This window comes from Methylobacterium sp. A49B, assembly GCF_053346215.1.
Window position 1 is genome coordinate 54,854 of the sequence record NZ_JBKFBO010000140.1, and the last position, 12,387, is coordinate 67,240.

15 protein-coding genes are annotated in these 12,387 nt (G+C 71.1%); 8 read left to right on the forward strand and 7 right to left on the reverse strand.

The genetic code is table 11. From position 1 onward, the window contains the following. Positions 1–4: 4 nt before the first annotated feature. The gene (locus ACLBX9_RS29065; RefSeq protein WP_039893343.1) at positions 5–931 is read right to left on the reverse strand and encodes a dihydrodipicolinate synthase family protein; all 927 of its coding nucleotides are present in this window, start codon (positions 929–931) and stop codon (positions 5–7) included. Between the two features lie 288 nt (positions 932–1,219). Here ACLBX9_RS29065 and ACLBX9_RS29070 point away from each other — a divergent pair, with 288 nt between their 5' ends. From ACLBX9_RS29070 to ACLBX9_RS29080, 3 genes are all read left to right on the forward strand, one after another. Beyond that, complete coding sequence (locus ACLBX9_RS29070; RefSeq protein WP_447721344.1) at positions 1,220–1,996, forward strand: amino acid ABC transporter substrate-binding protein; 777 nt, start codon at positions 1,220–1,222, stop codon at positions 1,994–1,996. 404 nt (positions 1,997–2,400) lie between these two features. Further along, positions 2,401–3,081 carry an amino acid ABC transporter permease gene (locus ACLBX9_RS29075; protein WP_447721345.1) on the forward strand — a complete coding sequence of 227 codons (681 nt, stop codon included), beginning with the start codon at positions 2,401–2,403 and terminating at the stop codon, positions 3,079–3,081. After that, positions 3,078–3,839 carry an amino acid ABC transporter ATP-binding protein gene (locus ACLBX9_RS29080; protein ID WP_447721346.1) on the forward strand — a complete coding sequence of 254 codons (762 nt, stop codon included), beginning with the start codon at positions 3,078–3,080 and terminating at the stop codon, positions 3,837–3,839. The genes ACLBX9_RS29075 and ACLBX9_RS29080 overlap by 4 nt, the downstream gene beginning before the upstream one ends. 13 nt (positions 3,840–3,852) lie before the next feature. Here the strand turns inward: ACLBX9_RS29080 and ACLBX9_RS29085 are convergent, their stop codons facing one another. The 3 genes from ACLBX9_RS29085 to ACLBX9_RS29095 all read right to left on the reverse strand — a co-directional run bounded on the left by ACLBX9_RS29085 (position 3,853) and on the right by ACLBX9_RS29095 (position 6,732). Beyond that, positions 3,853–4,008, reverse strand: coding sequence for a hypothetical protein (locus tag ACLBX9_RS29085; protein ID WP_010684270.1), 156 nt, complete (start codon positions 4,006–4,008; stop codon positions 3,853–3,855). Beyond that, positions 4,005–4,514: a DUF2243 domain-containing protein gene (locus tag ACLBX9_RS29090; RefSeq protein ID WP_447721347.1), complete on the reverse strand. Its 510-nt coding sequence runs from the start codon at positions 4,512–4,514 to the stop codon at positions 4,005–4,007. The genes ACLBX9_RS29085 and ACLBX9_RS29090 overlap by 4 nt, the downstream gene beginning before the upstream one ends. 196 nt (positions 4,515–4,710) lie before the next feature. Next, entirely contained in the window at positions 4,711–6,732 is a 2,022-nt protein-coding gene (locus ACLBX9_RS29095) for an OPT family oligopeptide transporter (protein ID WP_447721348.1), read from the reverse strand. Positions 6,733–6,968: 236 nt separating this feature from the next. Between ACLBX9_RS29095 and ACLBX9_RS29100 the strand changes: the two genes are divergently transcribed. Further along, entirely contained in the window at positions 6,969–7,418 is a 450-nt protein-coding gene (locus ACLBX9_RS29100; RefSeq protein ID WP_010684267.1) for a DMT family transporter, read from the forward strand. Positions 7,419–7,462: 44 nt separating this feature from the next. Then, the gene (locus ACLBX9_RS29105) at positions 7,463–7,906 is read left to right on the forward strand and encodes a DMT family transporter (protein WP_010684266.1); all 444 of its coding nucleotides are present in this window, start codon (positions 7,463–7,465) and stop codon (positions 7,904–7,906) included. A 122-nt stretch (positions 7,907–8,028) separates the two neighbouring features. Here ACLBX9_RS29105 and ACLBX9_RS29110 read toward each other — a convergent pair whose 3' ends face one another. Then, positions 8,029–8,757, reverse strand: coding sequence for an SDR family oxidoreductase (locus ACLBX9_RS29110; protein WP_447721349.1), 729 nt, complete (start codon positions 8,755–8,757; stop codon positions 8,029–8,031). Continuing rightward, the gene (locus tag ACLBX9_RS29115; RefSeq protein WP_447721350.1) at positions 8,727–8,933 is read right to left on the reverse strand and encodes an L-rhamnose mutarotase; all 207 of its coding nucleotides are present in this window, start codon (positions 8,931–8,933) and stop codon (positions 8,727–8,729) included. The genes ACLBX9_RS29110 and ACLBX9_RS29115 overlap by 31 nt, the downstream gene beginning before the upstream one ends. Positions 8,934–9,069: 136 nt before the next feature. Here ACLBX9_RS29115 and ACLBX9_RS29120 point away from each other — a divergent pair, with 136 nt between their 5' ends. Both ACLBX9_RS29120 and ACLBX9_RS29125 read left to right on the forward strand, forming a co-directional pair. Further along, positions 9,070–9,720 (forward strand): NAD(P)-dependent oxidoreductase, encoded by a 651-nt coding sequence (locus ACLBX9_RS29120; protein WP_447721351.1) that lies wholly within the window; start codon positions 9,070–9,072, stop codon positions 9,718–9,720. A 52-nt stretch (positions 9,721–9,772) separates the two neighbouring features. Continuing rightward, on the forward strand, positions 9,773–11,029 hold the full coding sequence (locus ACLBX9_RS29125) for an amidohydrolase (RefSeq protein ID WP_447721352.1): 1,257 nt from the start codon (positions 9,773–9,775) through the stop codon (positions 11,027–11,029). A gap of 20 nt (positions 11,030–11,049) precedes the next feature. Here the strand turns inward: ACLBX9_RS29125 and ACLBX9_RS29130 are convergent, their stop codons facing one another. Then, positions 11,050–11,598, reverse strand: a complete 549-nt coding sequence (locus tag ACLBX9_RS29130; protein ID WP_447721353.1) for a PAS domain-containing protein — start codon at positions 11,596–11,598, stop codon at positions 11,050–11,052. A gap of 330 nt (positions 11,599–11,928) precedes the next feature. Here ACLBX9_RS29130 and ACLBX9_RS29135 point away from each other — a divergent pair, with 330 nt between their 5' ends. Continuing rightward, positions 11,929–12,336 (forward strand): hypothetical protein, encoded by a 408-nt coding sequence (locus ACLBX9_RS29135; RefSeq protein WP_010684261.1) that lies wholly within the window; start codon positions 11,929–11,931, stop codon positions 12,334–12,336. The last annotated feature ends 51 nt before the right edge of the window (positions 12,337–12,387 follow it).

Sequence of the window (12,387 nt, forward strand, 5' to 3'; positions counted from 1 at the left end):
GCGGCTACCGACCCCAGCGCAGCACCTGGGCGTCGTTCCGGCGGGCGAGTTCGATCAGCCCCTTGCGGGTCGCCGGGTGCAGGGGCTGGATCGGCAGCCGCGCGGTCTCGTGGGCGATCACGCCGCCCTCCTTCATCAGCGCCTTGCAGGCCAGCAGCCCGCATTGCCGGTTCTCGTAGTTGATCAGCGGCAGCCAGCGCGCGTAGGCGTCCATCGCCGCGTCCCGGCGGCCGGCCGCGTAGGCGTCGGTGATCTGCCGGATCCCGTCCGGGTAGCCGCCGCCGGTCATCGCCCCGGTGGCGCCGGCGTCGAGGTCGGCCATCAGGGTGATCGCCTCCTCGCCGTCCCACGGTCCCACCACGGCATCGCCGCCGAGCGCGATCAGCTCGCGCAGCTTGGCCGCCGCCCCGGCGGTCTCGATCTTGAAGTAGCTGACGTTCGCGATCTCGCGGGCCATGCGGGCGAGGAGCGCCGCCGAGAGCGGCGTCCCCGCCACCGGCGCGTCCTGGATCATGATCGGGATGGAGATCGCGTCCGAGACGGCGCGGAAGAAGTCGTGGATCCCGAGTTCGGGCACCCGGATGGTGGCCCCGTGATAGGGCGGCATCACCATCACCATCGCCGCCCCGGCCTCCTGCGCGCGGCGCGACCGCTCGGCGCAGACCTGCGTGGCGAAGTGGGTCGTGGTGACGATCACCGGCACGCGGCCCGCCACGTGCTCCAGCACGGCGTGCATGACGGTCTCGCGCTCCGCGTCGGTGAGGACGAACTGCTCCGAGAAGTTGGCGAGGATGCACAGGCCCTGGCTGCCGGCGTCGATCATGAAATCGATCGCCCGGCGCTGCCCGTCGAGGTCGAGGGCACCGGCGGCGTCGAAGACCGTGGGGGCGACCGGGAAGACGCCCCGGTAGGCTTGGGCGGGCGAGGTCATGGGCGCTCCTTCACCGAAATCGCGGCGTCCGCTGGACGAATCGTGCCCGCGTCGGACAGCGTCGGCCTCTTACCACGCGACGTGACCGTGCCGAACGGTCCGGCACGGTTCATCCGCCCTGAGGCATCACCAGCGTACGGGATCGACCCGGTCCGGAATGCCCAAGCTCGTCGACAAGATCTCCGCCGTTTCTATACTGCCGAGCCCGCTCTCACTTTGCATCTCGACAGCCGAGATCGCGCGCGGAGGCCGCACGAGAACGGCGTTATCGTTTCGGAGTCTTTTGAAATGCGTTTCTTCTCCATCCGCCGCGCCGCGACGGTCGCCCTCGCGGCGCTCCTCCTCGGCGCGCCCGCACGGGCCAACGACCTCGACGCGATCCGCGCCGCCAGGACCCTGCGGATCGGCACCGAGGGCACCTACGCGCCCTTCACGTTTCACGACGCCTCCGGGCAGCTCGTCGGCTTCGACGTGGAGATCGGCCGCAAGGTCGCCGAGCAGCTCGGCGTCACCCCGCAATTCCTCGAGGGCAAGTGGGACGGCCTGATCGCCGGACTCGACGGCAAGCGCTACGACGTGGTGATCAACCAAGTGGGCATCACCAAGGAGCGCCAGGCGAAGTTCGACTTCTCCGAGCCCTACATCCGGGCGCGGGCCGTGCTGATCACCCGGGCCGACCGGGCCGACATCACGTCCTTCGCCGACCTGAAGGGCAAGAAGGCCGCCCAGAGCCTGACCAGCAACTTCGCGCGCCTCGCCGAGCAATCCGGGGCCGAACTCGTCGGCACGGACGGCTTCGACCAGTCGGTCCAGCTGGTCATCACCGGGCGGGCGGACGCGACCATCAACGACAACCTGTCGTTTCTCGACTTCCACAAGAAGAAGCCGAATGCCCCCGTGAAGATCGCCGCGGAGCAGGCCGACGCGGACGCGTCAGGGATCATCCTGCGCAAGAACAACCCGGCGCTGAAGGCCGCCATCGACAAGGCGCTGGAGGCGATCAAGGCCGACGGCAGCTATGCGGCGATCGCCCAGAAATACTTCGGCAGCGACGTCTCGAAATAGCCCGGCTCGTTCCGAGGAGCCCCGGTCGCCCGAGGCGACCCTGGTCCGGGCCGCCGCCGATGGCGGAGCGCGACGCGCCCCCTCGCCCGTTCGGGCTCGCGTCGTCACACGTCTCAATCCAGCGCCAACATCCTGATTGGAAAACGCCGTTCCCCTCCCCCCATGGGAAGGAGCCAGGGGTGGGGGTGGTGCAGGAGGCGCCGGAACGACCTATCCGGCACCACCCCCACCTCCAACGCCTCCCCACAAGGAGGAGGAGAGCGCGTCGCGGCCAGCACGATGTGAACATCGTAGCCTGCACGGGAGAGGCGGCCTGCGCCCCATCCTGCGCGGGGCGGAACTCGGTCCGGCCGCCGAACCCGTGTAGCCCGTAGACTCGATCGCCCGGAAGGAGACGCCGCCCCGTGCCGCACTGGCTCGACCTCATGCTCCAGTCGCTCGGGCCGCTGCTCGCGGCCGGCCTGCGCTTTACGGTACCCCTGACGCTCATCGCCTTCGCGCTGGGGTTGGCCCTCGGCCTAGCGACCGCCCTCGTGCGCCTGTTCGCACCCCGTCCGCTGGCGGCCCTGGCCCGGCTCTACGTCTGGATCTTCCGGGGCACCCCGCTCCTCGTGCAGCTCTTCGTGATCTTCTATGGCCTGCCGAGCGCCGGCATCCTGATCGACGCCTTCCCGGCCGCCGTGATCGGCTTCACGCTCAATGTCGGCGCCTACACGTCGGAGATCGTCCGCGCCGCCATCGCGTCGATCCCGAAGGGCCAGTGGGAGGCCGCCTACGCGGTCGGCATGAACCCGGTTCAGGCCATGCGCCGCACGATCCTGCCGCAGGCGGCACGGGTGGCGGTGCCGTCGCTCTCCAACTCCTTCATCGCCCTCGTGAAGGACACCTCGCTGGCTGCCGCCATCACGGTGCCGGAGCTGTTCCAGGCGGCCCAGCGCATCGTCGCCGTCACCTACGAGCCCCTGATCCTCTACATCGAGGCTGCCCTGATCTACCTCGTCCTGTCCACGCTCCTGTCCTGGCTGCAGGCCCTCCTGGAGCAGCGCCTCGGGCGCTACGGCGGCTACCTGGAGGCGCGCGCGTGATCGCCCTGTCGGCCATCGAGAAGCGCTTTGGGGCCGTCCCCGTCCTGCGCGGCGTCGATCTCGGCATCCCGGAGGGACGCGTCACCGCCCTGATCGGCCCCTCGGGCTCGGGCAAGTCGACGCTCCTGCGCTGCGCGAACCTCCTCGAGATCCCACAGGCCGGAACGCTGACCCTCGGCGACATCCGCATCGCCTTCCGGTCCGACAGGCCGCCCGCCCGGCGGGCGGTGCTCGCCGTCCGCCGCCAGACCGGCATGGTGTTCCAGAACTTCCAGCTTTTCCCCCATCGCACCGTGCTGGAGAACGTCACGGAGGGGCTCGTCACCGTCGCCAAATGGCCGCCGCCCCGGGCGCGGGTCCGGGCCCTGGAGCTGCTGGAGCGGGTCGGCCTCGCCCACCGGGCAGCGGACTGGCCCGCCAGCCTGTCGGGCGGCCAGCAGCAGCGCGTCGCGATCGCCCGCGCGCTCGCCCCCTCCCCGCGCCTGCTTCTGTGCGACGAGCCGACCTCGGCCCTCGATCCGGAACTCGCCGCCGAGGTGGTCGACGTGCTCGCCGGCCTCGCGGTCGAGGGCATGACCATGCTGATGGCGACGCACGACCTGCGGCTCGCGCGTCGCGTCGCCGACACGGTGGTGTTCCTGGAGGGCGGCACGATCGTCGAGCAGGGACCGGCCGCAGACCTGTTCGCCCGGCCGGGCGATCCGCGGACCCGCCGGTTCGTGCGGACCCTGCTCGGCGCGGCGTCGGACGACATCTGAGCGGGCCTGCGCGTCAGCGCGGCAGGCAGCGCAGGCTGAGAAGGTCCTCGATCGTCAGCGCGGACCCGAACACGAGCGGGCGCCAGGCGGGCACGGTGGCGAGGATCAGGCCGGCCGCCAGGACCAGCCAGGGCAGCGCCGGCCGGAGGGCGGTGCCGACGGCGCTCATGCCGGCATCCGCGCCACCGACGCCTCCTCCGCGCGGCCGACCTGCACGAGGCCCAGGCCCGCGGCCAGCATGGCCCCGCCCCAGATCAGGAAACCGACATCCCAGTAGAGCCACTGCGTCCGCGGCATCTGCTCGTTGACGTGGTGCACGCCGAGGATTTCGTGATCGATCACGCCCTCGACGAGGTTGAACAGGCCCCAGCCGATCAGGAGCGACCCGGCCAGGAGCTTGTTGGACCAGTAGAGGTGCGACCGGTGTGCCGTGCGCCAGAGGAGGAACAGTCCCAGGACGACGAAGACGTAGGTCGCGCTGTGGAAGATGCCGTCCCAGAGCGTGTTCAGCTCAAGATTCGCCATCGAGTCGATCGGGTACCAGCTGCTCAGCATGTGGTGCCATTGCAGCATCTGGTGAAGCACGATCCCGTCGAAGAAGCCGCCGAGCCCGAGCCCGAACAGGATGCCGGCGTTCAGCGGGAAGACGCGCCCTCGGGGTTCAGCCGCTGCCATGCGCAACTCCATCTCGGGGGATGGCCGGGGTAACCGGTGCTCGGGTCTCATCGGCGTCCATCCCCGTCATCGCGCGCAGCATGGCGACCCGGCACAGCGCGCCGATGATGGGCGCGGGGATCGCCGGATCGCTTCGCTGCGCCCGCGGAGACGACGGCCTCACAAGGGGCAACCGCCCGCTGACCCGGCGGATCCGTCAGGATTCTCGCGGCGCCGCGGCCGGCGTCGAGACCAGCCGCAGGTAGACGGCGAGGCTCGCCAGGAAGACCGCGAGGCCGAGCCACGTCGCATAGGTCGCGAAATCCTTCCCGACGATCGCGATCGCCGAGCTGTGCCCCGCCAGGAGGTCGGTCCCGGCGAGCAGCACGCCGACGCAGCTCTCCCCAACGAGGAAACCGGAGGCGAGGAGCACGCCACGGCGGCGGGCGGCCCCGACAGCTTTGTCGACCGTCCCGCCGTCGCTCTCGCGGTCCGTGCCGCCGAGCCGGGCACGCAGCCGGCGCTCGGCGATCCAGCCGAGCACGCCCCCGATGGCGATCGTCATCTCCACCGAGAGCGGCAGGTACATGCCGATGCCGACCGTCAGCGCCGGGAAGGTGAGCTTGCGCCGCTTCAGCCACGACTCCGCGGCCACCAGCACCACGCCGAGCCCGGCGCCGATCAGGACCATGCGCCAGGGCAGCTCGCTGTGGGTGATGCCGTTCGCGATCTGGGTCATCAGCGCGGCCTGGGGCGCCGGCATGGCGCTGCCCGGATCCTGCCCGTCGCGCGCCGGCGCGCCGACGAAGCCGTAGGCCTCGTAGAGCAGCGACAGGAGCGGGGCGATCACCACGGCGCCCACGGCCACGCCGATGATGAGCGCGACCTGCTGGTGCCATGGCGTGGCGCCGAGGACCTGACCGGTCTTCAAATCCTGCAGGTTGTCGTTGGCGATCGACGACGTGGTGATGATGACGGCGGTCAGCAGCAGCGCCATGCCGGTGACGAACCGGTCGCCTTCCGGCCCGGCGGAATGCCCGAGGATGAACGGCAGGAGCAGCGCGGTCGCCATCGTGGTCAGGATCCCGATCCCCGAGATCGGGCTCGACGAGGAGCCGAGGAGACCCGCGAGGTAGCCGCAGGCCGCCGCCATCAGGAATCCGAACAGCACCGTGAACAGGGTCGCGACGACCGCCAGCACGATTGTCAGGTTGCCGAGTTCGGCCGGCTTCTCGAAGAACCCGAACAGGACGGCGAGCGGCACGCACAGGGCGAGCGTCGCGGCGGCGACCCAGAGGATCGGCAGGTCGCGCTCCTCGCGGGGCTGGTCCTCGCCGAGGCCGCCGCTTCCCGAGAGGGCCGCGCGGATGCTCCCGAGGATCGGGCGCGCCAGCGATCCGACCGTCCACAGCCCGCCCACCGCGATGATGCCGGCGCCCATCAGGCGCACCTGCCCGGACCAGACCGCCTCGGCGGCCGCCTCCGCGGACGTCCCGGCCTCGGGCGCGAGGGCGGTGAGCAGCGGGACCGCGATCCCCCAGGCGATCACGACGCCGGTGAGCAGCGCGAGGCAGGCACCGATGCCCACGAGGTAGCCGACGCCGACAAGCGCCAGCGAGAAGCCGGTTCCGGCGCGGAAGACCGCACCGCCAAGGCTGACGGCGCCGTGCATGCCGTCGCCCAGGATCCGCAACCCGCTGGTGGCGAGCCCGATCGTTCCGGCGACCGCGGCGGCCCCGAGCAGGTCGCGCAGGCCCTGGCCGCCCTCCTCCTCCTGGCCCGTCTTGAGCACCTCGGCGGCGGCGATGCCCTCCGGGTAGGGCAGGTCGCTGCCGGAAACGAGGGCACGGCGGAGCGGGATCGAGAAGGCGACGCCGAGCAGTCCGCCGAGCATGCAGACGGCCGTGGTCTGCCAGAACGGGAAGCCGTGCCAGTGTCCGATGAGGATCAGGCCCGGCAGCGCCAGGATGACGTTGCAGAGCGTGCCGGCGGCCGAGGCCTGCGTCTGCACGATGTTGTTCTCGAGGATGCCGGCGCCGCCCATCAGGCGGAACGCGCCCATGGAGATCATCGCGGCCGGAATCGACGATGAGAACGTCATCCCGGTCTTCAGGCCCATGTAGAGGTTGGCCGCCATGAACACGACCGTGATGGCCGCGCCGAGCGCGACACCCCGCAGCGTCAGTTCCGCCTGACGGGCGTGGCCCGTCGGATGCGTCGTCGGGCTGCGGGCGTCCATCATCCACTCGGGTTACGGAGGCAAACGCCCCGAGGCGCGGAAACTTTCCCGACGCCCCAGCGCCCGATGACCCGGCAGCCGGCGCCCGCGCCCGGCCGGACCGCGCCCTGAGTCGATCTGTCCCGGGTCATGCCCTCGACGTGATGCAGTCGTCCGGCGTTACGGTGGGTTTGGCAGCAGACCATCCGCGTCGGGCCGGGCCCGGCGCGGCCTCTTCTCCGCCGGGATCCCCCGCCTTGTCCAAATGGTATCTCTACGGTCTCGCCCTGCTCGCCGGCATCGCCAACGCCGTCGAGCCGGGCCAGAACGCGACCCTCGCCAAGGTCACCGGGCAGCCGATGCTGGCCGGACTGTTCTGCTTCGCGCTGGCGATGGCCTGCATTTTCGGCGCCATGGCCATCCTCCGGTGGCGTGGCGCGGCGAGAGCCGGCGAAGCCACTCCGGTCCCCTGGTGGGCCTGGCCCGGCGGCATCCTGGGCGCCGGTGTCGTCCTGGCGCAGCTCTACGTCTCGGAAAAGGTCGGTGCCGCACCCTTCCTGGGCTGCGTCATCACGGCGGGCGTGATCGGCTCGATCGCCCTCGACCATTTCGGTCTCGTCGGCTTCGAGCGTCATCCCGCCAGCCGGTGGCGGGTCGTCGGGGGTGCCCTGATGATCGCGGGCGTCGCCCTCGTGGCAGTGTTCTGACCGGTCACGCCGACGATTCCATACCCACCCATCGGGATGCGACCATGATCTTCCTCTACGGCGTCGCTCTGCTGGCGGGCCTCGCGAGCGCGGTCGAACCCGGACAGAACGCGGGCCTCGCCAAGTCCCTCGCGCGGCCACTCCTGGCCGGCGTGGTGAGCCTCCTCGTCAGCATCGCGACCCTCGCGGTGATCATGATCGTGTCGGGACAGTTCGGCCTGCCGACCGCGGACCGCCTCGCAGAGGTGCCCTGGTGGGCGTGGCTGGGCGGCCTGATGTGTGCCGCCATCACGGCGGCGCAGCTCTACATCTCGAAGGCGATCGGGGCGGCCACGTTCCTCGGGCTGATCGTCACCGCCGGCGTCGTCACCTCGATCCTCCTCGACCATTTCGGTCTGGTGGGCTTCAAGGAACACCCGGCAGGACTGTGGCGCGTCCTCGGCGGCGCCCTGATGATCGGCGGCGTCGGCCTCGTGGCGCGCTTCTGAGGCCCACCCGGGTGGAGACTGCTCGCCCCGCGCGCCGGCTTCCGGCCTCGGACGCCGTCGTTCCGAGCACCGCGAAGATCACCGGAGTGGTGCCAGACCTCTGCCGGACGGACGGCCCTGGCTTAGATCGTCCAGCCGCCGTCAATGGCGACGGCCTGACCGGTCGTGTAGGTCGCCCCGGCCAGGTAGACGGCGAGGTCGGCAATCTCCTCCGGCGTGCCCAGCCGCCCGATCGGCTGCCGGGCGATGAAGGCCGCGCGGGTCTGCTCGTAATCGCCCTGCGCCCGGATGCGCTCCTGCAGCGACGGGCTCTCCACGGTGCCCGGACAGATCGCGTTGCAGCGGACGTTGTCGGCGACGTAATCGGCCGCCACCGCCTTGGTCAGCCCGATCACCGCCGCCTTGGTGAGGCCGTAGGCGAAGCGGTTCGGCACGCCCTTCACCGAGGATGCCACCGAGGCCATGTTGATGATGGCGCCGTCCCGCCGCTCGATCATGCCGGGCAGCACGGCGCGGATCGTGCGGATCATCGCCTTGACGTTGAGGTCGAGGGCGAAGTCGAGATCGGCGTCGGGCATCTCCAGGATGGTCCCGCCGTGGACCACGCCGGCGCAGTTGAACAGCACGTCCACCGGTCCGACCCCCTCGACCAGGGCGGCGACCGCGCCGGCATCGCGCACATCGAGGATCGCGGTCCTGACGCCGTCGGCCCGCAGCTCGCCGAGCGCCGCCGCGTTGATGTCGGTGGCGTGGACCTGGGCTCCGGCGCGCGCGAAGGCGAGCGCGCTCGCGCGCCCGATGCCCTGCGCGGCCGCCGTGATCAGGACCGTCTTCCCAGATAGATCTGCCATGTCTCGCTCCCAGCGGGCTGTGTTTCGGTACGGAGACGACCGCTCCAGTCGCGGTGGAACACCTCGTCCGGGGGCGCCCACCACTCGCCCGGCGACCGGGTCTCCAGAGGACGTTGGCACGGAACGGTGATCCGCCACCATGCGGCGCTGGTCGCGTCGGCCTCCATTCGGGCCATGACCTTGCTCACCAGCACCGCGCCCGTGTCGATGACTCCGGGCGGCCACCAGGGCAAGCGGCCACCAGGGCAAGCGGCCACATGGCGCCGGCCCGCATCCTGCGCTCTGCTGCCGGTACCGAGAAAGGATCACCTCATGGCCCATATCCTCGTCATCGGAGCCAGCCAGGGCATCGGCCTGGAGACGGTCAAGGCAGCCTCGGCCGCGGGCCATCGCGTGCGCGCCTTCGCCCGCTCGGCGAGCGCGATCTCCGTGTCCGCGCCGAGCGTGGAGCGGTTTCCCGGTGATGCCTTGAACGCGCCCGACATCGCGGCCGCCCTCGACGGCGTGGATGTCGTGGTCCAGGCCCTGGGCGTTCCCGGCCGCGACCTGCTCGCCCCGGTCCGCCTGTTCTCCGACGCGACGAACCTCCTCGTTCCCGCCATGGAGAAGGCCGGGGTCCGGCGCCTGATCGCGGTCACGGGCTTCGGCGCGGGCGACAGCCGCGACGCCATCGGACTGCTGCAGCGCCTGCCGTTCCGGCTGGTGTTCGGCCGCGCCTACGACGACAAGGACGCTCAGGAGATGCGCATCCGCCGGAGCAGCCTGGACTGGACGCTCGTCCGGCCCGGCGTGCTGACCGGAGGGGGAGCGACCGGCCGCTACCGCGTGCTCGACGTGCCGTCCGCGTGGCGCAACGGGCTGATCGCGCGGGCCGACGTGGCCCACTTCATCGTCCGGCAGATCGCGGACACGGATCAGATCCGCAAGGCGGTCGTGCTGATCAACCATGCCTTCCCGTTCTGACAGCCGCGGCGCCCGCGAGGGGAGGATCAGCGTGATGCCGGGATCCGATTCGATGCCAGACGCTCCGTGCGACCTGCGCTTGGCCAACGCCACCGCCACCGACGGCGGCACCATCGCCATCGACGTCGCGGCCGGGCGCGTGGCGGCACTGCTCGACGCCGACGCGCCCGCGCCGCCCGCCGGCCGCACCATCGACCTCGCCGGGGCCCTGGTGCTGCCGGGCCTGTCGGATGGGCATGTCCATCTCGACAAGTGCATGCTCGGCCTGGACTGGCGGCCGCACCGGGCGCAGGGATCCGTCCGGGCGATCATCGCGGACGAGAAGGCCTTCCGCCGGGCCGCGCGCACCCCCCTCGCCCGCCAGGGTGCCGAGGCGCTCCTCGACCGCATGATCCGCGGCGGAACCACGAGCCTGCGGACCCATGTCGACATCGACGACGTGACCGGGCTCGATCACCTCGCGCAGATCCTCGCGCTGCGCGCGCGCTGGTCGGACCGGATGCAGATCCAGATCGTCGCCTTCCCGCAGAGCGGGATCCTCCGCTGCCCGCCGGTGGCGGCGTACCTCGACGAAGCCCTGCGGATGGGGGCTGACCTCGTCGGCGGCCTCGATCCGGTGGGCATCGACGGGGATCGCGACGGGCCGCTCGACACCGTCTTCGCCCTGGCCGAGCGCCACGGGCGCGGGATCGACATCCACCTGCACGACGCGGGGGAGGCCGGCCTCGACGAGATCGACGCGATCGTGGCCCGCACGCGCGCCGCCGGGCTCGGCGGGCGGGTCACCGTCAGCCACGCCTTCGCCCTCGCGGACGCCGACGACCGGCGGCTCGGCCGGACCGCCGAGGCCCTGAACCGGGCGGGCGTCGCGATCCTCAGCAGCGTGCCGGGCGGGCGCCGCTGCCCACCGATCCCGCGTCTTCGGGACCTCGGCGTGGCGGTCTGCTTCGGCACCGACAACGTCCGCGACTGCTGGAACCCGTCCTCGGTCACCAGCATGGTCGCGCGGGCCCAGCTCGCCGCCTACCGGTTCGATCTCCGGAGCGACGCGGACCTGACGGCGCTCCTCGACCCGATCACCGCCGTGCCAGCGGAAGTCCTGGGGCTCGGCCCGGGGATTCTGGCGCCCGGCCTGCGGGCCGACCTCGTGGCCTTCGACGCCGCCTGCGCGCCGCAGGTCATCGTCGAGCGTCAGGAGCCGATCCTGGTCGTGGCTCAGGGCGTCGTTGCCGTCGACCGCCGCACCTTGGAGTCGCCGATCTCATCGGCGCGGTTCGGAACCGCGCCCCTGCCGCCTCAGAGGCGGTGAGGCGCGCACGCGAATGCGTGCTACTGCAAGCGCGCGGCGTTCGCGTCCGCACCCGGGCCGGCAAGTTCAATGCCGATCTCGAGCAACAGCAGGTCGAGCAGCAGCTGCATTTTCGGCGTGCCGTGCCGCAGCAGGACGTCCCGCAACCCGAGGCAGCGATCCGCGACATCCGCGAGTGCGCTGGTGACCGGGGGCAGCCGGTCCGTGATGTCGAGGAGGACGCCGTAGCCGGTGCGCGCGCCGTTGGGGCCTTCGACAACCTGCCCGCGGTCCAGCAGCGTCCGGACGCGCCCCTCCGGCGAGCGGACCCGATACGCCATCACGTTCGTTCCGCCGCGCCGCTCATGCTCATCGACCTGCGCCAGGACCCGCTCCCGGTCGTCCGGGTGCAGGCAGGCGAACGAGGTATCCAGATCCAAGACTTGACCGGCCAGATCGGCATTGCCGGTCAATAGCTCCGCCGAACCGTGATCCAGCACGACACCGTTGTCGGCGATCTGCCAGTACCACATGCCGACAACGCCGGCAGCGAACAGAGCCTGTCTCAGATGTAAACTGCTGTCGATCATCGTGCCGCCTGAAGGGCCGTCGTCCTCGATCCGGATATCTTGTGCTATCATAAGCCGGTACTGCAGCCCCAGTGCACGATTACCACGCTCCGCGGCGATGAGACTCCGTTCGCCGGGCGAGGCCGGACGCCTGCGGTTTACAGCGGCGGCCCGACGCATTGCCCGACAGACGTTTCGGCTTTGCCGAACCCGTCTTCGTGGTCCAATGTACGTCATCCGTCGCTCGAATCCTGCTCAGGACTGGATGAGCCAACGACCCGTCGAGAGTGAAGCCGTCCCGGTGTCCGCGGGGATCGACGGGCGCTCCCTTCCGGCGGCGGGTTCGACGTCGTGAAGAGGCTGATCCTCGCGGCGCTCGCGGGACCGACGGCGGCCCTGCTCGTCCCGGCCGCCGGCCGCGGACAGGATGCCCTCGGGCTGATCGGCCCGGACCTTCCGGGCTTCGAGGCCTCGGTGGAATCGGAGATGCGCGCCAAGGTCGCCGCCGCCTTCCCGGAGGCGTGGCTCGTCCGCTTCCGGAAGGTGCGGCCGATCCCGGCCGAGGCCGGCCAGGGGGTCGCGTATTGCGGGCAGGTCAGCGCGGCCGCTCCAGACCGGACCGAACAGAACTTCCACCTGTTCCTCTACGATCGGACCGACGGCGTCGAGACGGTCCGCATCCTCGGCGCCGAGTCGCTGAACGGATACCGCGTCGGCCGGAAGCTGATCGGAGCCTTGAGGCGTGTCGGCTGCCTGTAGCGGCAGGCCGGCGGGCGCGAAGGGCGGCCCGCGAGCCTTCTCCGGGACCTG